A 19,892-nucleotide genomic window follows, 5' to 3' on the forward strand; every position below is an offset into this window, starting at 1 on the left:
CGACGAGAGACCGCCGCCGGATGTGAGGTCACCCCGGCTCTCTTGAACTCTACCTAGCCCCTAGGTAGAGTTAGAGTATGGCTGGAAATCGGTCCGGGCCCCGGATGACACTCCCGACGCAGGTGGTGCTCCGCGTGCTGCTGGACGACCCGTCGCAGGAGCGTTACGGCCTGGAGATCTCGTCGGCGGCAGGCCTGGCGAGCGGGACGATCCATCCGATTCTGGCGCGGTTAGAAGGCCTCGGCTGGCTGGAGAGCCGCTGGGAAGAGGTCGATCCGAAGACGGAGGGACGACCGCGTCGCCGGTATTACCGGCTCAGTCCCGACGGTGTCGCGCTCGCGGGGGCCGCGCTTGCCAGGACTTCGGCGATCGCGCTCGGCCGCCTCCGACCCGGACTGGCGGGAGGTGCTTCATGACCTCCGCCAGTCGATCAGCCGATATGGCTTCGCTGCCGACCTCGAGCGCGCCGATGAGCGGAAAACGCCCACCCGAGCCCGCCACTCCGGGAACGGCGCTGCTCCGGCACATCGTGGACGACGGCGAACGCACCCAAAGAATGGCGGTCCTGCTCATCGTCGGCGCCCTCGCCCTGATGATCCCGCCTGAGATGCCGAGTTGTCGTAGGCGGCGTCGGAAAACCTTTGCTTTGGTGTGAAACCGGTTCTCGGAAAGCTCGAATTCGGGTGGTACCGGGCCGACTGTGCCTTATCCTTCGATAAGTCCCATTGACGGTATTTGTTATCACCGGACCGAATTTCGTCATGGTTTGCGAGACGCTGACCGTGCGACCGGGAACAAAATTGCTGCCCGGTCCGACGATGTCCGCGAGCGCAACTCGACCCGCAATATGGGATTCTGTGGCCCGGCAAGGCGGGCAACGGTCACCTTGACAGATTCTTCCCCGCTCGACCGAAGCCTGGTGGATCTCGTACGTTCAGGCGGGTGATGAAATAAGTTTCGTCCTGTCGATCTGCGGTTCACTCGAATTTCGAAGTCGGTCCGGCTGATTCATTCATTTGACCTAAGTCCATCGAACTGGGCTGTTTGTAGGCATGTCCTTGCACAATGTCGCCACGTTATGTCCTGCGAACGGGGAAAATCAACCTTTCGTACGGATGGAGGTACCCGGCGAAAGTTTCTCGCACTACTTTCCAAACCTGTCATCCCGGCCCGCGGTGCTGAATCCTGGACTTCGGGGAGTGTCGTCCGGCAGGTACTTCTGCGGCAGTCGTTGCAGTACCCCCACTTCGGATACCTGTATTCGTGGTGGGCTGATCCGGTCACCGCGAGTCGCCCGAATGCAAGTCGCTGTCACAGTGACGATCTATTAAAGGAAAATGGTGAATTCTTCCCAAGATCTCGACGTTGGCTTGACCCCACCGTTACCGCAGGCGCGAAGCGAGGGACTGGTCGTCCGAAAATACGGTGGCTCGTCGCTGGCCACACCCGGAATGGTGAGCGAGGTGGCCGCCGAGGTGGCCGCACTCGTCGAAGCGGGGGATCGGGTGGTTCTGGTCGTGTCGGCCATGGGAGACACGACCGACCGGCTGATCGCCTTGGCGGGGGAGTTCGCGGAGCCACCGGCTCCACGGGAACTCGACCAGTTGATGGCGACAGGCGAACAGGTCTCCGCCGCGGTGCTCGCCTTGGCGCTGGCCGAACGCGGGGTCGAGGCCGTGTCGCTGTCCGGTGACCAGGCGGGGATCGAGGTGAGCGGCGAACCGGGAGCAGGAACGATCGTGCGGGTCGATCCCGGCAAGATCACCGCACGGCTGCGTGACGCGCAGGTCGTCGTGGTCGCCGGCTTCCAGGGACGTGACGAGAACGGGGAACTGCTGACGCTCGGCAGAGGCGGTTCCGACACCACCGCGGTCGCGCTCGCGGCCGCGCTCGGCGGTTCCGAATGCGAGATCTGTACCGATGTCCACGGCGTTCGCACGGCCGACCCCCGGATCGTGCCGGACACCCGGCCGGTCAGGACGATCTCCTACGACGCCATGGTCGAACTCGCCGGAGTCGGTGCCCGGGTGCTGCATCCCAGATCCGTCGAGCTCGCACGCCGTCACGGGGTGGCGGTGCGCGTGACGCATTCTTCGGATCCCGGCCCCTCGACCGTGGTCACGGCGGGGGAATCGTCGCTGGAAGGCACTCCCCGGGTCATCGGCATCGCGCACGAGCGCGACGTGCGGCTGGTCCGGGTCCAGGTTTCGGCCTCCAGCCCGGACCACTACGCCAGGGTGCTCTCGATGCTCGCCCGGTGCGGGGTGAAACCGGACAACCTGAGCTGGCCCGATCCGGGGGAGCTGCGGTTCACGGTCCGGGGTACGGAGCCGCTCGGCCCGCCGATCACCGAACTCGCGATGGAGTTCGACGCCCGTTCCACGGTTTTCGAGGAACTCGGCTCGGTTTCCGTGGTCGGCACGGCGCTGCTGGACCCACCCGGCTGTCTGCCCGAACTGCTGCGGGTCCTCGCCGACCACCGCGTCACCGTCCCGGCGATGACGACCTCGCAATCGCGGCTCACCGCCGTGATCCCCGCCGACGCCGTCGACGCGACCGTCCGCGCTCTGCACGACTCGTTCGGCCTCGCGGAGGACCGGACATGAGCCCGTACGGACAGCCGTCGGGTCTGTTCACGACCGACGGCCTGGTCCTGACGTGCGACGGCCACGAGCAGCAGGTCCGCTGGCGCGCGGGCGAGCGGCTCGAGCAGCTGTACGAGGGACTCTGCGACCGGTTGCACGCAGACGGCCTCGGTGATCGGCTCGCGGTGGACTCCGGGAGCACGAAGCTCACCTTCGCCGGGTTGGACGAGCGAGCCAACCGCCTCGCCCGGCATCTGCGAGCGCGGGGGGTGCGCCCCGGCGACCGGATCGGGCTCCTGTTCGACGAACCAGTTCATCCTTACGTCGCGATGCTGGCCGTGCTCAAGATCAACGCGGCGTATGTGCCGCTGGACGCGGGGTTTCCGGACGACCGGCTGGCCTACATCGTCCGGGACGCCGGCGTCCGGCTGGTGTTGTCGATCTCCGGGCTGCGCGGCCGCTTCGAGCCGGACAGCGTCGATCTGCTGTGTCTCGACGAAGACTCGGACCGGATCGCCGCGCTGCCGGGCGACCGGCTCAGCGCGGACGAGAAGGGCGTCCCGACGGACGAACTCTGTTACGTCGTCTACACGTCCGGCTCGACAGGGCGCCCCAAAGGCGTGACGATCGACCATGCCGCGATCTGCAACTTCGTCCGCGTCGCCGCCGATGTCTACGGCATCCAGGGCACCGATCGGGTGTACCAGGGCATGACGATCGCGTTCGACTTCTCGGTCGAGGAGATCTGGGTGCCGTTGCTGTGCGGCGCGACGCTCGTGCCGAAGCCCGGCGGCACCGGGCTCGTCGGCCACGAACTCCACGAATTCCTGCGGGACAACGAGGTCACCGCGTTGTGCTGTGTCCCGACCCTGCTGGCCAGCCTCGACGAAGACCTGCCGCGGCTGCGTTTTCTCCTCGTTTCCGGTGAGGCCTGTCCCGAAGACCTCGTCCGCCGCTGGTACCGCCCGGACCGGCGGTTCCTCAACGTCTACGGTCCGACCGAGGCCACGGTCACCGCGACCTGGGCGGTGCTGCGACCGGACCGGCCGGTGACCATCGGGGTGCCCCTGCCGACCTACTCGGTCGTCATCCTCGATCCGGACGAGCCGGAGGCGCTGGCGGCGGGCGAACTGGGCGAGATCGGTATCGCCGGGATCGGCCTCGCCGGCGGCTACCTGAACCGCCCCGACCTGACCGAACGCGCGTTCATCCCGGACTTCCTCGGTATCGGGCACAACCCGTCCGGCCGCATTTACCGCACCGGTGACCTGGGCCGGGTCACCCCGGAAGGAGAGATCGAGTACCACGGTCGCGCCGACACGCAGGTGAAGATCCGCGGCTACCGCGTCGAGCTCACGGAGATCGAATCGGTTCTGCTGCAGATCCCCGGAATCGCCCAGGCGGTGGTCGAGACCCACCATCCGGAAGCCGGCAGGACGGAACTGGTCGCCTACTACAGCCTGCGACGCGACAAGGCGGACATCGACGCAGGAGAGCTGCGTCGTCGGCTGGGGGAACTGCTGCCGGGATACATGGTGCCCGCCTATCTCGAACGGCTCGACCACATTCCCCTGACCCCGGCGGGGAAGGCCGACCGCAAGAACCTCCCGGCACCGAGCAACCCCCGGAGCGCGCCGAGCACCGCGGACTACGTGGCACCGGCCACCGAGACCGAACGGCATCTGGCGGAGGCACTGGGCCGTGTCCTCGGCGTGGAGCGGATCTCGGCGACGGGGCACTTCTTCGACGACTACGGCGCGGACTCGCTGTTGCTGGCCAAGTTCTGTGCGCTGATCCGGGAACGGGGCGACGTCGCGCCGTTGTCGGCGAGGGACGTGTACCTCAACCCCACCGTCCGCGGCCTCGCGGAGTTGGTTCCTTCTTCGGCGCGGACCACGGCCGCCCGTGCCGAAGAGCCGCGCCGGGCATCGACCGGTGCCTATGTCCTTTGCGGACTCTTTCAGCTGGTGGTCTTCCTCGCCTACGCCGCCGGTTCGGGCTGGATCCTGGACACGGGATTCAACTGGATCTCCGCTGCGACCGGGCTCGTCGACGCTTACACGCGTGCGGTCGGACTCGGGCTCATCGTGTTCACCGTCCTCTCCGTGGTGCCGATCCTGGCGAAATGGACGATCGTCGGCCGCTGGAAGCAGGGGGAGATCCCGCTGTGGAGCCCCGGCTATCTGCGTTTCTGGACCGTGAAGACACTGGTCCGGTTCAGCCCGCTGATGCTGTTCACCGGCACGCCGTTGTACTCCTGGTACCTGCGGGCGCTCGGCGCGGACATCGGCAAGGGCGCCGTGATCCTGTCCCGGAATCCGCCGGTGTGCACCGATCTGCTCACCATCGGCGCCGGGGCCGTCATCCGGAAAGACGCCTTCTTCTCGTGCTATCGCGCGAGAGCGGGCTGGATCCAGACCGGCAGCGTCACCCTCGGCGAGAACGCCTTCGTCGGTGAGATGACCGTGCTCGACATCGGAACCACGATCGGCGACGACGCGCAACTCGGCCACTCGTCGTCCCTGAACGCCGGGCAGTCCGTACCCGACGGCGAATCCTGGCACGGCTCGCCCGCCCGTCTCTCCACAGTGGACTACCAGGCGCTCGGGACGGTCGCACGCGGCGGGTTCAGGCCGTTCGTCTTCTGTGTTTCGAGCCTTCTGCTCCTACTGCTGGTGACGCTTCCCGCGACACTGGGCGGCACGGACCTGATCGTCGACAGGCTGTTCACGGCGACGGCGGACTTCACCAGCTGGTCCTTCTACCGCGACCAGATCGCCGGTTCGGCGCTGCTGTACTTCGGGGGACTGCTCGCCGGACTGGCGGTCGTCCTCACGATCCCGCGCCTGCTCAACCGGTTTCTCCGGCCGGACCGGGTCTACCCGATGTACGGCGCGCATTTCGGGATCCAACGGCTGATCGCACGGCTGACGAGTCTGCGCGCGTTCACCTACCTGTTCGGTGACAGCAGCTACATCGTGTACTACCTGCGGGCACTGGGATACGACCTGTCGAAGATCCAGCAGACCGGGTCCAACTTCGGGGTCGAGGTCAAGCACGAGTCGCCGTTCCTCAGTACGGTCGGCACCGGGACGATGGTCTCGGACGGCCTTTCGCAGCTCAACGCGGACTTCTCCGCCTCGTCGTTCCGCCTGCGGCGGACGTCCATCGCGCCGCAGGCGTTCCTGGGCAACGAGATCGCCTTCCCGCCGGACGCGCGGGTCGGCCGCAACGTCCTTCTGGCCACCAAGGTCCTCGTTCCCCTGGACGGGCCGGTCCGGGAGAACGTCGGCCTGCTCGGGTCACCCGCTTTCGAGATCCCCCGGAACGTTCGCCGTGACACCGGGTTCGAGCACCTCAGCTCGGGTGAGGGCCTGCGCCGGAGCCTGCTGGCGAAGAACCGGCACAACATCGCCACCATCCTCGTCTACCTGCTGGTGCACTGGCTCCACCTGCTCGGTGTCACGCTCATCGGCACCGCGGCCAGCGTCGCGCACGACCGGTTCGGCTCGCTCGCGGTCGGTGGCGGCATCGTGGCCTCGCTGGTGTTCTCGGTCGGGTTCCTCATGCTGGCCGAGCTCGCCGTGCAGGGCTTCCGGGCGTTGAGACCGCGGTTCTGCTCGATCTACGATCCGGTCTTTTGGCGGCACGAGCGGTACTGGAAGCTCAGCCCCGCCCGCTACCTCGCCTTGTTCAACGGGACTCCGTTCAAGAACTTCCTTTGGCGCTGCCTCGGCGTCCGGATCGGCCGACGCGTCTTCGACGACGGATGCGCTATCCCGGAACGGTCCCTGGTGAGCATCGGTGACGACTGCGTGCTGAACCTGCACACCGTCCTGCAAGGACATTCGCTGGAGGACGGCACGTTCAAATCCGACCACATCTCCATCGGCGCGGGATGCACGATCGGCACCGGAGCCTTCGTCCACTATGGAGTGACGATGGCGGAAGGGGCGATCGTCGAGGCGGACGCGTTCCTGATGAAGGGCACCACGACCCCAGCGCGAACCCGCTGGCACGCCAATCCGGCGGTCGAGCTCGACACGGCGGAAGAGATCACCGCGGCAAGGAGGCTGCCATGACCCACACCCCGACGGCGAGACCGGCGCTGGCACCACGGGTCGACTGCGACCTGCCGGGACCTCGCTCGGCCGAGTTCCTCGAACACCAGCGACAATGGGAATCCAGCGCACGGGCCTATCCACGCAACCTGCCGATCGCGATCGCCGGCGGCGAGGGCGACTACCTGTGGGACATGGACGGGAACGTCTTCATTGACTTCCTGGCCGGTGCGGGGGTGCTCTCCCTGGGGCACAACCATCCCGAGCTGGTGCACGCGGCCACCGAACAGCTGCACGTGCTCACCCACGGCCTGGACTTCCCGACACCCGCCAAACGTGAGTTCGTCGACGCCCAGCTGTCCATGCTGCCGCCGGACCTGCGGTCGCGGATGCGGATGCACTTCTGCGGTCCCGGCGGGGCCAACGCCGTGGACGCCGCGATCAAGCTCTGCAAGACCGTGACCGGACGCGGCGACCTGGTGTCCTTCCAGGGCGGGTTCCACGGTTCGAGTCATGCCGCGATGGCGTTGACCGGTCTCGTCGCCCAGAAGCGGCCGATCGCCAACGGCGTGCCCGGTGTGCACTTCTTCCCGTACTCCTACTGTGCCCGCTGCCCGGTGGGGCTCTCGCCGGACAGCTGCGAAACCAACTGCGTCGGCCTGCTGGAGCGGTCCCTACGCGATCCCAACGGCGGCATTCCCCTCCCCGCCGCAGTGATTTTGGAACTCGTGCAGGGCGAAGGCGGGGTCATCCCGGCCGACCGCGAATTCGTGCGGCGTGTCCGCGCGCTGACCGCGGAGCTGGACATTCCGCTGGTGGTCGACGAGGTACAGACCGGCTGCGGGCGCACGGGAACCTGGTTCGCGTTCGAGCACTACGACATCGAACCCGACGTGATCATCGCCTCGAAGGCCTTGAGCGGGATGGGTCTGCCGGTGGCGGTCATCTTCTACGACCAGCGGCTGGACGGCTGGGCGCCCGGTGCGCACACGGGCACCTTCCGGGGGAACCAGGCCGCGTTCGCGGCGGGGACCGCGGCCGTCCACGTCGTCCGGCGCGATGACGTGCTGGGCAACGTCCGGCACCGTGGACGGCAACTCGAAGGACGGCTCGGTGCCCTGCGGGGTCATCCGTGGGTCCGTGAGGTTCGCGGCCTGGGCCTGATGTGGGGGATCGAGCTGGCCGACCCCCGCGACGGCCGCCCGGCGAGCGGCTACGCCCGCGCCGTCCAGGCGTACGCGCTGCGGCGGGGGCTGATCATCGAGCTCGGCGGCCGCGACGACGGCGTGATCCGGCTGATGCCCCCGCTCACCGTGACCGCCGAGGTGATCGAACTCGCCGCCACGATCCTGCTCGACGCCATCGAGCACTGCGAGGCGGCCGTGAGCTGAGGTGAGTGTCCGTTGGCTCATGGACGGTGCCGTGGGCCGTGAGCGGCAATGAGGACAGGTGAAATCTGGCGTGACCAGCCTCTGTGGTGAAGGACCCCTTCGCGGCGTGGTTCTGGACTGGCCTCCGGGCGCCAGTCGTTTCCCGAGTGTCCACAGGGGACACTCTCTGGCGCCCGGATGTCCGGTTTATGGCTAATGTGCGGTTTTCGAGAGGGTTGTGAGTGGCAAAGCGGGTTCTAATCCAATGCCACGTAGCTTAAGTTGATCCCGGAATGCGCCCTTCGATGACTGTCGCTCTGATCGATCAGGCTGGATAAGTCGCCAGCACTGAACCCGGGCGTGACCGTCTACAGAGGACGCCAGCCGGGATCGAAGTGCCTGATTTGGGTGCTTTGCGTAGTCGTACGAGAGGGTCGTGAGTGGTAAAGGGCGTTCTAACGCTCTTTACCACTCGCGACCCCTTGATGGAATTGCCCATTCAGTCGCAAATCGGACATACGGCAGCGACAGGTGTCCACAGTGGACGCCTGGCACTGGTCGGCTCCCATCAGTCAGGGCAACCAAGCATGTGACCTGCGACAATCATCACCAGCGATGATCAAGATCTGCCCAAGATCAACTTAAGCTACGTGGCATTGGGCTCTAACCCGCCTTGCCACTCACGACCCTCTCCGCAAAGTGTGCATATGGGCATCAATCAGACATTTGGTCGCTCGAAAGTGTCCCGAGTGGACAGTCAGAGTGCGGTCGGCTCTTGTCGGCCAGTACGGATCCACCCCGGTGCGACCCGACCGCGAAACATGACGCCCCGCGCCTGAGGCCGCACGACACCGCGACTGGTATTATTATACCGCCATCTGCTACGGTGGCGGTATAATAATACCAACCCTGTGACGCGAGGTTTCCGTGATCGAACTGAAGACGCCCGCTGAGATCCAGCGCATGCACGTGACCGGGCGTTTCGTCGCCGAGGTGCTCACCGAGGTCGGCGAGCTCGCCGCCGTGGGCGTCAACCTCATGGACCTGGAACACCACGCGCGCGGCATGATCAAACGGCGTGGCGCGGAGTCGTGCTACTGGGACTACGAGCCGTCCTTCGGCAAGGGCCCGTTCCGGAACGTCATCTGCCTGGCGGTCAACGACGCCGTCCTGCACGGCCTGCCCCACGACTACACGCTGCGCGACGGCGACGTGCTCACGGCGGACCTCGCGGTCAAGATCGACGGCTGGGCGGCGGACTCGGCGCGCACGGTCATCGTCGGGACCGCCGCCGAAGAGGATCTGCGGATCATCCGTGCCACCGAGGAAGCGCTGGAGGCGGCGATCGAGCAGGCTCGCCCCGGCAACCGCCTCGGTGACATCTCTGCGGCCATCTGGGCGGTCGCCCGCGACTACGGCTATCCCGTCAACACCGAGTTCGGCGGGCACGCCATCGGCCGCGAGATGCACGAGGAGCTCCACGTTCCGAACAAGGGCAAAGCGGGACGCGGGCTGACGCTCAAGCCGGGGCTGACCCTCGCGCTCGAACCGTGGTTCGCCCGCACGACCGACAAGATCGTCTTCGACGACGACGGCTGGACCATCCGCTCGGCCGACGGTTCGCGCACCGCCCACTCCGAGCACACCGTGGCCATCACCGAGAACGATCCCTTGGTGCTCACCCGGCGAGACCAGGAAGTTCGTTCGTCCACAAAGGATTCTTGAGTCGCTTGCCTGTTCGGGTAGCGTCGTTTCACGGAACAGGCAGCGTCACGGTCTTTCCGTTCCCTGTCGCCGGTGCGTCGATAGGCTTCCTCGGGAACTCGTTCTCCCAGAACTTCTTCTGAGGAAGGAAATCCAGTCACCATGCGAAAAAGTCTCAAGAGGCTTGCGGTCGTCGGCGCGGCCGCGCTTGGCCTGGTCGTCGCGGTTCCGGCGAGCCCCGCCTTCGCCATCAGCGAGGTCGGCTGTGGCAACAGGGACGACTTCGTGAAGCTGGACATCTCGTTCGGCAACGGGATGGGCACCAACAAGTGCTTCGCCAACGGCGGCGTCACGGGCACGAACATCGGTGGTGTCTACAACATCTACTCGGGCAACAACAAGGCGACGGTCAACTACGAACGCAACGGCCGGTACGAGTCGACGACCCTCGGGTACTGGCAGGGCGTCGGCTTCCCCGGCACCGTCAGGGTGTACGAAGTGCGCATCTGGTGACGACAGGCTGAGTCTGCGACATGGCCAGGGCCGGGCGGTGGACACCGTCCGGCCCTGCGTTCGCGTAGGGACCCCTCCTCGGAAAAATCGGCGAAAAATCCGAATACGGCCCGTCACTGACAGTGCGGCCGTTAGAGTGAGCAGTCGCTGTAGTCGTCACCCTTGAGGAGTAGCAGGCCATGATCGCCGAGAGCGCGCATCAGCAGAGCGTGACCTTCCCGCAGGAAGCGACGCCGATCTTCGATCTGGTCGCGAAGATGGTGTTGCGGAAGCAGGCCGAGGGCGAGCGTGACCTCGAGCTCGAAGCCGGTCTCGCGACCTCGGCTTAGGCCGAGGTCAATCGGCCGTCGTACCCGAGGCGTCGAGGTGGACGCGGAGTTCGGCGGCGGTGCGGCGGGCGTGGGCGAGGCCGTCGAGGATCCACTCCGGGGGTTGTCTTTCGCTGGTCGCGATCCGCTCGTAGGCGGCGACCAGCCTTTCCGCGATCTTCAGCCGGGTGTCCGCCCCCGCCGACTCGCACCCGGTCTCGTCTTGCTCTGAAGGCATCGTGACGAGGGCGAGGTGTCCGGACGGCGGGGGAGTCGCTTCCGCGGCCGGGCCGGGATCGTCGGGCTGCTGTTCCGGGATCGGCAGCCGCCGGAGCCGGAAGGACGTCTGTCCGGTGTGGTCCGGCACGCCGACGCGCCGGGAGTCCTGCGAGGGGAACGGGTCCGCCCGAAACAGCGCGACCGTGGGCCAGTACCGGGCCCGGGCGGACTGCGGTGTCGCTCCGTCGAGCGTGCTCGCGATCTCCGGCCAGGTCTTCCCGTCGAGCCTGGCCGCCACCACGGCCGCGTCGAGGACCTGCTGAGCCATCCCGATCAGGCCGGATCGGTCCCACGTGTCCTGGCCTGGCCGGGCGGCGCTCACGGCGAGGTCCGCCAGCTCGGCGGCCTGCGCCGCGAGCACCAGATGAGCCCTGGTGGCCGGGGTGGAACCGGAGCGATGCGTGGTCACTGGCCACTCCTCGCGCCGGTGCCGTGCCGTCGGGACGTCGACGAGAGGCTCGCGGGATCCCGCATGCCGTGGCTCACAGGTGTTCTCACCTTCTCTGGGTTGTGCAGACTTGCATAAGTATGCAATTTACGGATGTCATGCCCTGATCGGGTGTGGTCGGGGCTGTTCCGCGCGGGGTGTTGTTCGGCCGGCGGCGTGGTCGGGCACGATCGGTGTCATGCGGACGGCCGGATCGACCCTTCTCCGTGCGGCGGAGGGATACCGATGAGCAAACCCCTGTATCAGGTGAAGGCGGAATTCTTCAAAACGCTGGGCCATCCCGTTCGGATCCGGGTGCTCGAACTACTCAGCGAGCGAGACCATCACGTCTCCGAACTGCTCGTCGACCTCGGCATCGAACCCGCCAACCTGTCCCAGCAGCTCGCGGTGCTGCGCCGGGCCAGACTGGTGGTACCGCGCAAGGACGGCACGACCGTGTCCTACTCCCTGACCAGTCCGTCGGTGGCGGAACTCCTCGCCGTCGCGCGCGGAATCCTGACCAGCGTCATCACCGGCCAAATGGAATTGCTCGACGATCTGCAGAATTCCACCGGCCTTCCCGGCGATCCGAATTCGTCCGAAAAAGGATAGGAATCACGCGGGCCGACCTTGCGAGCCATTGTCGGCTTCGGCGTGTCGCTCTTTCCGTTCGGAATTGTTCTCATCGCTGGGGAGGAGCGCACTGTTCCCGGAGGTCGCCCTTCTCGTCTCGTCGACCACCGAGTCGAAGATGGGGGTCCCGCACAGCTCCACATGGTCCTCCGTGATTGCGCAGTCGTCGTGCTCGGTCATCTTGCCCCGGAGTGGTTCTCCGATCCAGCTCCGTCGGACAATGCACTCGATAGAGCTCACCCTGGCGGGTGAGCCATTCGTTCAAGTGGAAATCAAGTGCGGGACAGGGCGTTTCCGGGCGCCCGGTTTGCGGAAACAGTAATTCCGTTTCCGTCCGGCGCGGGAAAAGGATTTCACCCGCCGCCGGCGAACTCGACCCGGTAGCGGGTCGGTGTGGTACCCAGCGCTGCGGCGAAGTGCTCGCGGAGCCGGGCTGACGTGCCGAAACCGGACTGCGCGGCGACGGCGTCGACGCCGAGCGCGGTCGTTTCCAGCAGGTGCCGGGCTCGCCCGAGGCGTTGCGCGACAAGCCAGTTGTGGACGGTGGTCCCGGTCCTGGCGCGGAAGGCGCGGGTGAAGGTGCTCCGGCTCATATGCGCCTGGGCGGCGAGCCTGTCGATGCTCTGCGGGGTGCCCAAATGGGCCTGCGCCCAGCTCATGACCTGGGTGAGAGGGTCTTCGTCCGGCGCGGGCACGGGAAGTTCGATGAACTGGGCCTGGCCGCCGGGGCGGTGTGGCGCGGCGACGATGCGGCGCGCGACGCGGTTGGCGACGACCTGGCCTGCCGTGCGGGCGAGCAGGTGGAGGCAGGTGTCGATTCCGGCGGTCGCGCCCGCGCCGGTCACGACGTCACCTTCGTCCACGTACAGCTCTTCGGGGCGCAGTTCCACCGAAGGGAAGCGCCTCCGGAACGTTTCGACCCATTTCCAGTGGGTGGTCGCGGCTCGCCCGTCGAGGATGCCGGCGTCCGCGAGGGCGAAGACTCCCAAGCAGAGCCCGACGACGAGCGCTCCACGTTCGTGCGCGGTACGCAGTGCGGCGGACACGGGCGAGGGTGTCGGGGTCTCCGGGTCGGACCACCACGGCACGACGACCATGTCGGCCTCGGCGAGCGCGTCGAGACCGGCGGGGACGTCGATCGCGTAGCCGGCGCTCGTGGTGAGACGGCCCGGCCGCACCGCGACGACCGTGAGCGGCCACGGCTCCATGTCGCCCGCCGGGGATTCCGGTCCCCAGACCAGTGACGGCACGGCGAGATGGAACGGGCTGATCCCCTCGAACGCGAGGACTGCCACCTTCGGAGCGCTCATCGATCCCTTCCTCGCGAACGTCGGCCGATCCCGACCAGAGCTGACCCGAATCCGTATCTCAATACGTGATCGGGTCAGCGATCATGGTAGCCGTACCCACGGAAAGCGAAGGAAGCACGATGACCAGCACCACTCTCCGCGAAATCAGCACCCTGCCGACGACCCCCGCCGCGCTTTCGGACGCGACGGTGATCCTCGTCGACTACCAGAACACCTACACGCGCGGCGTGATGGAGCTCGACGGCTGGGAGGCCGCGCTCGACGAGGCCGCCACTCTGCTGGCCCGCGCACGGGCCGAGGGCGCGACGGTCGTTCACGTCATGCACGACGGCGGCGAAGGCAGCCCGTACGACCTCCAGCAGGACATCGGCCGGATCCACGAACGCGTCGCCCCCGCGCCGGGCGAGGAGGTCGTGGTGAAGACCGCGCCGAACTCGTTCGTCGGCACCCGGCTGGGTGAGCTGCTCGACGCCGCCGGGCATCAGGACGTCGTCGTGGCCGGATTCATGACACACATGTGCGTGACGTTCACGGCGGAGGGCGCGTTCTTGCGCGGAAACACCCCGACCGTGGTCGCCGCCGCCTGCGCGACGCGCGCGCTCCCGTCCGTCGCCGGACCGGTGACCGCCGCGGAGCAGCATCGGGCCGCTCTCGCCACGATCGGTGATCTCTACGCCGTCGTCGTTCCGACTTCCGCGGAGCTCAGCGGCCGTAGGTGACCCCGCCGTGTTCAGAACCTGCGAGGCGCGGCTGTCACGTGGATCATGAACGTAGTCCCACCGCCGGAGTATCGAAGGGGTCGTGATGGCCAAGCCCAACGTCGCCGAGCAGTTCGTCCAAGTCCTGGTTCAAGCCGGGGTGGAACGGATCTACGGTGTGGTCGGGGACAGCCTGAACCCCGTCGTCGACGCCATCCGCCGCACACCGGGCATCGAGTGGGTCCACGTGCGCAACGAGGAGGCGGGCGCGTTCGCCGCGGCCGCCGAGGCCCAGCTGACCGGACGGCTCGCGGTGTGCGCCGGCAGCTGCGGCCCCGGCAACACCCACCTGGTGCAGGGGCTCTACGACGCGCACCGCACCGGCGCGCCGGTGCTCGCGCTCGCTTCGCATATCCCGTCCGGTCAGATCGGCACCGGGTTCTTCCAGGAGACCCACCCCGAACGGCTGTTCGTCGATTGCAGCGGTTACTGCGAGCAGGTCAGCCAGCCCGGTCAGATGCCCAGGTTGCTGCGCATCGCGATGCAGCACGCACTGGCCCGCGGTGAGGTGTCGGTGCTGGTGCTGCCTGGCGACGTCGCGCAGCTCGAGGCCGCTTCGCCCACCGGGAACGGCAAGCCGGTCACCGAGCGCGGGACCGTCGTGCCGCCCGAGTCCCAGGTGACGCGGCTGGCCGAGCTGATCAACGAGGCCGAAACCGTCACCGTGTTCGCGGGTGCCGGGGTGCGCGGCGCGCACGCGGAGGTGATGGAGTTCGCGGAGACGGTCCAGGCACCGGTCGGCCACAGCCTGCGCGGCAAGGAATGGATCCAGTACGACAATCCGTACGACGTCGGAATGAGCGGTTTGCTCGGCTACGGCGCCTGCTACCGGGCCATGCAGGACGCGGATCTGCTACTTCTGCTGGGCACCGATTTTCCTTACGACTCCTTCCTTCCCCAGGCCCGGACGGTGCAGGTCGACCACGACGCGACCCGGCTGGGCAGGCGCACCCCGCTGGAGCTGGCCGTGCACGGCGACGTGCGGGAGACCCTGCGCGCGGTACTGCCGCTCCTGCGGCGCAAGACCGACCGGGCGTTCCTGGACCGCATGCTGCGCGACCACTGCAAATCACTGGAAAACGTCGTCGACGCCTACACCCGCAACGTGGAACGGCACGTGCCCATCCACCCGGAGTTCGCCGCCGACCTCCTGGACGAGCTGGCCGCGGACGACGCGATCTTCACCGTCGACACCGGCATGTGCAACGTGTGGGCCGCCCGGTATCTCACTCCCAACGGACGCCGCCGGGTCATCGGGTCGTTCCTGCACGGCACCATGGCCAACGCGCTGCCGCACGCCATCGGGGCGCAGTTCGCCTATCCGGGACGGCAGGTCGTGTCGATGTCCGGTGACGGGGGACTGGGCATGCTGCTCGGCGAACTGCTCACCGTCGCCTTGCACGACCTGCCGGTCAAGATCATCACGTTCAACAACTCTTCGCTGGGCATGGTCAAACTGGAGATGCTGGTCGACGGCCTGCCCGACTATCAGACCGACCACCGCCCGGTCGACTTCGCCGCCATCGCCCGCGGCGCCGGTCTCCGCTCCGAGCGGGTGACCGATCCGACCCGGCTGCGCGCTGCCCTCAAGGAGGCGCTGAGCCACGACGGTCCCGCGCTGGTCGACGTCGTGACCGACGCGAACGCCCTGTCCGTCCCGCCGCACATCACCGCCGGTCAGCTCGGCGGATTCGCTTTGGCCGCGAGCAAGGTCGTCCTCGAGGGCGGTGTCGGCCGGATGATCGACCTCGCCCGCGCCAACCTCCGCAACATCCCCCGCCCCTGATCACCGGCCTCAGCGCAGCGGCCGGAACGTGGAGCGCAGGTCGTCGATCCACGCTTCCGGGTTCTCCCACGGTCCGAAGTGGCCACCTTTTTCGTGGACGTTCACCGCGCGAACGTCGGCGTAGAAGTGGCCTGCACCTTCCTTGAACGCGGCGACGCGCTGATCGCGGTCGTGGGCTCCGGGCGGTGCGGCGTCACCGAGGTGGAAGGTGAACCCGGTCGGCGCCTCGACCGCCGGGGTCCGGTCGTGCGACGGCTGCCAGGGGTGGCGGTTGACGTTCTTGTAGGCGCGGATCGACGAGCCGATGGCCTGGTTGACCCAATAGATCGTCGCGTTGGTGAGGATGTGGTCCATCGGGTAGGAGTCCTCGAACACCCCGTTCTGGTCGCTCCAGCGCTTCCAGCGCTTCAGGATCCAGGCGAGCATCCCGATCGGGGAGTCGTTCAGGCCGTGCGTGATCGTCTGCGCGTCGAGCATGTGCGTCGCGACATGGGACACGTAGGTGTCGACGAAGTTGACCATGTCGGCCCGCGGACCCGGGGGCAGCTGATCGATCGGTGCGCCACCGGTGAGGTCCCAGTGACGGTCGCCCTGGAAGATCGAGAGCAGCATCTCGTTGCCGAGGTGCAGACCATGGAGCGAGCCGGCGTACTTGTGGCCGAGCTGCGCCCCGACCAGCGCGCCGTAGTCGGCCGCGCCGACCCCGAACCGCCGGTGCCCGAGCACGTCGGTCATCAGCGTGTGGAACCGGTCGGCCATGCTGACGAAGTTCTCCTTGCCGTTGGTCAGCGGGGTGGAGAACGCGAATCCGGGCAGCGACGGGACGATGACGTCGAAGGCGTCGGCCGGGTCGCCGCCGTGGGCCGCCGGGTCGGCGAGCGGGCGGATGACCTTGCTCCAGTCCCAGAAGGTCCACGGCCAGCCGTGCATGAGCAGCAGCGGAATCGGCGCGGGCCCCTTGCCCGGCTCGCGGATGAAGTGCACCGGCGTGCCACCGACATCGACGCGATGGTGGGTATAGCCGTTCAACCGGGCTTCGACGGCCCGCCAGTCGAAACCGTCGGCCCAGTACTCCACGATCGGCTTGAGGTAGGCGGTACTCAGCCCGAAGGCCTCGTCTTCGTTGTCGAGATCGGGCGCGAACCGGGTCGCCTCGAGTCGTGACCGGAGGTCGTCGAGGACGTCCTGCTCGACGTGGATGACGAACGGTTCGAGGGAGTCGGTCATGGTCTTTTCTCCTGAGGTTCAGTAGGTCCAGTCCAGGCGGAGCCTGGTGATGCGGAGCTCTGCGATGAGCCAGCTCCCCGCAGACCGGGTGAAGCGCACCCGGTAGTGGCCGTAGCCGTGCATTCCGGTGGGTTCGCCGTCGGAACGCGCGCTCGGCGAGGTGGTGATGACGTCCTCCATGGCCCAGACGCCGGTGGCCGAATCTTCAGACTCGACGTCGACCTCGCTGGAGAAGAGGTGATGCACCAGCACGGAATCCGGGTGATTGCGCGTTTTGAGACCGGCGGCGATTTCGTCGCGGCCCGTCATCCGCGCCTGAGGTGATCCGTCCACTGTGGAGGCCGCGAAGGGAGCGTCGGGCGTGAACAGCGCCGCGAGTTCGTCCCATCGATGGTGGTCGGCGTTGTAGACGTAGCGGGCCATCACGCGCCGCAGGTCCTCCACCGCCACCAATCGGGCGAGGTCGTCCATCGATTCCCTTTCAGTCGGCCGAACTTGCCTGGCTCAGCCGAGAATGCAGAAGAGAAAATGTACCGGCAAGTACACTCCTTGGCGGTGAAGTTTGTACTTGCCGGTACATTTTTCCGGACCTACGTTGGCGCCGAGACCCGAGTTCCGACACGAAAGAAGTCCCTGATGCACGCGATCCACATCCGCGAGTACGGCGGCCCGGAAGTCATGACCTGGACCGAGTTCCCGGATCCGGTGCCGTCCGAGGGCGAAGTGGGCGTGCGGCTGGGGGTGGCCGGGGTGAACTTCATGGACACCGGTGCCCGCAAGATGCCGCTGCCCACCTGGTCGGTGCCCACGGTGCTGGGTGTCGAGGGAATGGGCGTCGTCACAGAGCTGGGCGCGGGCGTCGAAGACCTCGCCGTCGGCGACCGGGTCGCCTGGCGCTATCACAAGGGCAGCTACGCCGAGCGGCTCGCCATCCCGGCCGAGGCCCTGGTGCGCGTGCCGGACGACATCGACGACGAGACCGCCGCCGCCGTGCTGATGCAGGGGTTGACCGCGAACCATTTCACGACGGAGACGTACGCGATCAAACCCGGGGACGTCGCAGTGGTGCACTCCGCGGCGGGCGGTGTGGGCTTGATGCTGACGCAGCTGATCAAGGCTCGCGGTGGCACCGTCATCGGCCTGGTGTCGCGAGAGGAGAAGGTTCCGGTGGCGAAGGACGCCGGCGCGGACCGGGTTCTCGTGTCCGCCGGTGGCGGCTTCGAGGACCGGATCCTCGAGCTGACCGGCGGCGAAGGGGCGCAAGTGGTTTACGACGGCGGCGGCGCGGCGACGTTCCACTCGTCGCAACTGGCGCTACGCCGCCACGGGGTGCACGCGTACTTCGGTGTGGTGAACGGCAATCCCACGTTCCGTCCCGCCGAGCTGCCGAACAGTATTCTCCTGTCCTATCCGTCGGTCGTCGACCACGTGCCCACTCGTGAGGCGCTGGTGCGACGGGCGGGCGAGCTCTTCGGGTTCATCCAGAATGGACAGGTGACACCGAGGATCGGCGGCCGCTACGCCCTCGCCGATGCCGCTCAGGCCCACCGCGACCTCGAGTCCCGCCGCACCTCGGGAAAGCTGCTGCTCGTGCCGAGATCGCGTCCGCGATAATGACCGGTAGGAGGTCCTGGTGCTCACGAAGAAAGGTGCCGCGACGCGGCAGCGGATCATCGAGGCCGCGGCGGACGAGATCCGCGAGAGCGGCGTGGGAGCGGCGACCCTCGACGACATCTGCCGTCGCAGCGGCACGGGCAAGAGCCAGCTCTTCCACTACTTCCCGGAGGGCAAGGAACAGCTGCTGATGGCCGTGGCCGAGTGGGAGGCGGCCCGGGTGATCGAGGACCAGCAGCCCTACCTCGGGCAGTTGACCTCGTGGGAGGCGTGGCGCCAGTGGCGTGACGTGGTGATCGAGCGCTACCGGCGGCAAGGAGTGCACTGCCCGCTCGGCGTGCTGATCACCGAGATCGGCAGGCATACGCCCGCCGCGCAGGCGGTCACCCGGCAGTTGCTCGAACAGTGGCAGCGCCAGGTCGAGGTGGGTATCGAGAACATGCGGGAGAGTGGCTCGATCAGCCGTGACATCGATCCGGTCCGCGCGTCGGCCGCGTTGATCGCCGCGATCCAGGGCGGGGTGACGATCCTGATGTCCACCGGAACCGCGGACCACCTCGAGGCGGCGCTCGATCTGTACCTGGACTATCTCCGTATCGGTGCACCCGTTTACAGCTGAGCAGGGAGCCGCGTCCTTGCTGGTTGTGGGCGGCGTCAGCCGGGTCCGTGAAGGACTCCTTGAGGGACCCAGGGTCCCTCAAAGTTCCCCTCACCTCAGCCCCTCGGCTCAGCTCACTCCCGGCCAGTGCCCATCCCTCGCCACAGCAGGTCGACGAGACTCGCGACGTCGCGCCGCCACTCACCGTTCGGGTCGAGGTACAACAGACCGCCCAGGCTCCGGAGCACGGTCTCGGGCTTCAGGTCCGGCCGGACGGTACCGGCGGCGACGTTGGCCTCCAGCAGTGTGGCAACCGCGCCGACCATGGACTCGTAGGCGCCCGCCGGCAGTTCCCCGCGGGAGGCCGTCGCGGCGCGCAGCGCGTCGGCCAGGCCGCGCTTGGTCATCATGTAGTGGGCCAGGTGGTCGGTCGTCCACGCGCGGAAGGCCTCCTCCGGCGCGTACTGTTCGAGCAGGCTCGGCACGACTTCGACGAGCTGGCGCACCTCGCGCTGATAGACCGCCAGGATGAGGGCTTCGGGCGTCGGGAAGTGCCGGTACACCGTGCCGACGCCGACTTCCGCCTGTTTCGCGATGGCGTTGAACGAGACCTCGCCCGACCCGGCCAGTGACTTCGCCGCGGTGACGAGGATGCGTTCGTGGTTGCGCCGGGTGTCCGCGCGCCGGGGATTGACCGATCCCGTCGTCATCGTCCCTCC

At 67.3% G+C, this 19,892-nt stretch carries 17 protein-coding genes; 12 read left to right on the forward strand and 5 right to left on the reverse strand.

Annotation, left to right across the window (positions count from 1 at the left end):
- The first annotated feature begins 77 nt into the window (after positions 1–77).
- From ACZ5IK_RS27890 to ACZ5IK_RS27920, 7 genes are all read left to right on the forward strand, one after another.
- Complete coding sequence (locus ACZ5IK_RS27890; protein ID WP_465490388.1) at positions 78–416, forward strand: PadR family transcriptional regulator; 339 nt, start codon at positions 78–80, stop codon at positions 414–416.
- Between the two features lie 921 nt (positions 417–1,337).
- Positions 1,338–2,606 (forward strand): aspartate kinase, encoded by a 1,269-nt coding sequence (locus ACZ5IK_RS27895; RefSeq protein WP_465490389.1) that lies wholly within the window; start codon positions 1,338–1,340, stop codon positions 2,604–2,606.
- Positions 2,603–6,667, forward strand: a complete 4,065-nt coding sequence (locus tag ACZ5IK_RS27900) for a Pls/PosA family non-ribosomal peptide synthetase (RefSeq protein WP_465490390.1) — start codon at positions 2,603–2,605, stop codon at positions 6,665–6,667. The genes ACZ5IK_RS27895 and ACZ5IK_RS27900 overlap by 4 nt, the downstream gene beginning before the upstream one ends.
- Positions 6,664–8,037, forward strand: coding sequence for an aspartate aminotransferase family protein (locus ACZ5IK_RS27905; protein WP_465490391.1), 1,374 nt, complete (start codon positions 6,664–6,666; stop codon positions 8,035–8,037). Before ACZ5IK_RS27900 ends, ACZ5IK_RS27905 begins: the two co-directional genes overlap by 4 nt.
- Before the next feature lie 906 nt (positions 8,038–8,943).
- On the forward strand, positions 8,944–9,741 hold the full coding sequence (gene map / locus ACZ5IK_RS27910) for a type I methionyl aminopeptidase (protein WP_465490392.1): 798 nt from the start codon (positions 8,944–8,946) through the stop codon (positions 9,739–9,741).
- Between the two features lie 141 nt (positions 9,742–9,882).
- Positions 9,883–10,233 carry a beta/gamma crystallin domain-containing protein gene (locus tag ACZ5IK_RS27915; RefSeq protein WP_101607924.1) on the forward strand — a complete coding sequence of 117 codons (351 nt, stop codon included), beginning with the start codon at positions 9,883–9,885 and terminating at the stop codon, positions 10,231–10,233.
- Positions 10,234–10,412: 179 nt separating this feature from the next.
- Positions 10,413–10,562, forward strand: coding sequence for a hypothetical protein (locus ACZ5IK_RS27920; protein ID WP_168214325.1), 150 nt, complete (start codon positions 10,413–10,415; stop codon positions 10,560–10,562).
- Positions 10,563–10,569: 7 nt separating this feature from the next.
- Here the strand turns inward: ACZ5IK_RS27920 and ACZ5IK_RS27925 are convergent, their stop codons facing one another.
- On the reverse strand, positions 10,570–11,229 hold the full coding sequence (locus ACZ5IK_RS27925) for a hypothetical protein (protein WP_465490393.1): 660 nt from the start codon (positions 11,227–11,229) through the stop codon (positions 10,570–10,572).
- Between the two features lie 264 nt (positions 11,230–11,493).
- Here ACZ5IK_RS27925 and ACZ5IK_RS27930 point away from each other — a divergent pair, with 264 nt between their 5' ends.
- Positions 11,494–11,859 (forward strand): ArsR/SmtB family transcription factor, encoded by a 366-nt coding sequence (locus ACZ5IK_RS27930; protein ID WP_465490394.1) that lies wholly within the window; start codon positions 11,494–11,496, stop codon positions 11,857–11,859.
- A 374-nt stretch (positions 11,860–12,233) separates the two neighbouring features.
- Here ACZ5IK_RS27930 and ACZ5IK_RS27935 read toward each other — a convergent pair whose 3' ends face one another.
- Positions 12,234–13,190 carry a GlxA family transcriptional regulator gene (locus tag ACZ5IK_RS27935; RefSeq protein ID WP_465490395.1) on the reverse strand — a complete coding sequence of 319 codons (957 nt, stop codon included), beginning with the start codon at positions 13,188–13,190 and terminating at the stop codon, positions 12,234–12,236.
- Between the two features lie 119 nt (positions 13,191–13,309).
- Between ACZ5IK_RS27935 and ACZ5IK_RS27940 the strand changes: the two genes are divergently transcribed.
- Both ACZ5IK_RS27940 and ACZ5IK_RS27945 read left to right on the forward strand, forming a co-directional pair.
- On the forward strand, positions 13,310–13,909 hold the full coding sequence (locus tag ACZ5IK_RS27940; protein ID WP_465490396.1) for an isochorismatase family protein: 600 nt from the start codon (positions 13,310–13,312) through the stop codon (positions 13,907–13,909).
- An 85-nt stretch (positions 13,910–13,994) separates the two neighbouring features.
- A complete protein-coding gene (locus ACZ5IK_RS27945) occupies positions 13,995–15,734 on the forward strand; it encodes a pyruvate dehydrogenase (RefSeq protein ID WP_465490397.1) in 1,740 nt (579 codons plus the stop codon).
- A gap of 9 nt (positions 15,735–15,743) precedes the next feature.
- On the opposite strand, the gene ACZ5IK_RS27950 is transcribed toward ACZ5IK_RS27945, so the two are convergent.
- Positions 15,744–16,961, reverse strand: a complete 1,218-nt coding sequence (locus tag ACZ5IK_RS27950; RefSeq protein WP_465490398.1) for an epoxide hydrolase family protein — start codon at positions 16,959–16,961, stop codon at positions 15,744–15,746.
- 18 nt (positions 16,962–16,979) lie between these two features.
- Positions 16,980–17,432: a nuclear transport factor 2 family protein gene (locus tag ACZ5IK_RS27955; protein WP_465490399.1), complete on the reverse strand. Its 453-nt coding sequence runs from the start codon at positions 17,430–17,432 to the stop codon at positions 16,980–16,982.
- 165 nt (positions 17,433–17,597) lie between these two features.
- On the opposite strand from ACZ5IK_RS27955, the gene ACZ5IK_RS27960 reads away from it, so the two are divergent.
- Together ACZ5IK_RS27960 and ACZ5IK_RS27965 are read left to right on the forward strand one after the other, a co-directional pair.
- Complete coding sequence (locus tag ACZ5IK_RS27960; RefSeq protein WP_465490400.1) at positions 17,598–18,575, forward strand: quinone oxidoreductase family protein; 978 nt, start codon at positions 17,598–17,600, stop codon at positions 18,573–18,575.
- Between the two features lie 19 nt (positions 18,576–18,594).
- The gene (locus ACZ5IK_RS27965; RefSeq protein WP_465490401.1) at positions 18,595–19,194 is read left to right on the forward strand and encodes a TetR/AcrR family transcriptional regulator; all 600 of its coding nucleotides are present in this window, start codon (positions 18,595–18,597) and stop codon (positions 19,192–19,194) included.
- Positions 19,195–19,307: 113 nt separating this feature from the next.
- On the opposite strand, the gene ACZ5IK_RS27970 is transcribed toward ACZ5IK_RS27965, so the two are convergent.
- Complete coding sequence (locus ACZ5IK_RS27970) at positions 19,308–19,883, reverse strand: TetR/AcrR family transcriptional regulator (RefSeq protein WP_465490402.1); 576 nt, start codon at positions 19,881–19,883, stop codon at positions 19,308–19,310.
- Between the last annotated feature and the right edge of the window lie 9 nt (positions 19,884–19,892).

The organism is Amycolatopsis sp. NPDC031561, assembly GCF_055580625.1.

Excerpts from the sequence above, each read along its gene's own strand:
- ACZ5IK_RS27890 (WP_465490388.1), top strand. The coding sequence starts at position 78 with ATGGCTGGAAATCGGTCCGGGCCCCGGATGACACTCCCGACGCAGGTG.
- ACZ5IK_RS27895 (WP_465490389.1), top strand. The coding sequence starts at position 1,338 with ATGGTGAATTCTTCCCAAGATCTCGACGTTGGCTTGACCCCACCGTTA.
- ACZ5IK_RS27900 (WP_465490390.1), top strand. The coding sequence starts at position 2,603 with ATGAGCCCGTACGGACAGCCGTCGGGTCTGTTCACGACCGACGGCCTG.
- ACZ5IK_RS27905 (WP_465490391.1), top strand. The coding sequence starts at position 6,664 with ATGACCCACACCCCGACGGCGAGACCGGCGCTGGCACCACGGGTCGAC.
- ACZ5IK_RS27915 (WP_101607924.1), top strand. The coding sequence starts at position 9,883 with ATGCGAAAAAGTCTCAAGAGGCTTGCGGTCGTCGGCGCGGCCGCGCTT.
- ACZ5IK_RS27920 (WP_168214325.1), top strand. The coding sequence starts at position 10,413 with ATGATCGCCGAGAGCGCGCATCAGCAGAGCGTGACCTTCCCGCAGGAA.
- ACZ5IK_RS27930 (WP_465490394.1), top strand. The coding sequence starts at position 11,494 with ATGAGCAAACCCCTGTATCAGGTGAAGGCGGAATTCTTCAAAACGCTG.
- ACZ5IK_RS27935 (WP_465490395.1), bottom strand. The coding sequence starts at position 13,190 with ATGAGCGCTCCGAAGGTGGCAGTCCTCGCGTTCGAGGGGATCAGCCCG.
- ACZ5IK_RS27940 (WP_465490396.1), top strand. The coding sequence starts at position 13,310 with ATGACCAGCACCACTCTCCGCGAAATCAGCACCCTGCCGACGACCCCC.
- ACZ5IK_RS27945 (WP_465490397.1), top strand. The coding sequence starts at position 13,995 with ATGGCCAAGCCCAACGTCGCCGAGCAGTTCGTCCAAGTCCTGGTTCAA.
- ACZ5IK_RS27950 (WP_465490398.1), bottom strand. The coding sequence starts at position 16,961 with ATGACCGACTCCCTCGAACCGTTCGTCATCCACGTCGAGCAGGACGTC.
- ACZ5IK_RS27955 (WP_465490399.1), bottom strand. The coding sequence starts at position 17,432 with ATGGACGACCTCGCCCGATTGGTGGCGGTGGAGGACCTGCGGCGCGTG.
- ACZ5IK_RS27960 (WP_465490400.1), top strand. The coding sequence starts at position 17,598 with ATGCACGCGATCCACATCCGCGAGTACGGCGGCCCGGAAGTCATGACC.
- ACZ5IK_RS27970 (WP_465490402.1), bottom strand. The coding sequence starts at position 19,883 with ATGACGACGGGATCGGTCAATCCCCGGCGCGCGGACACCCGGCGCAAC.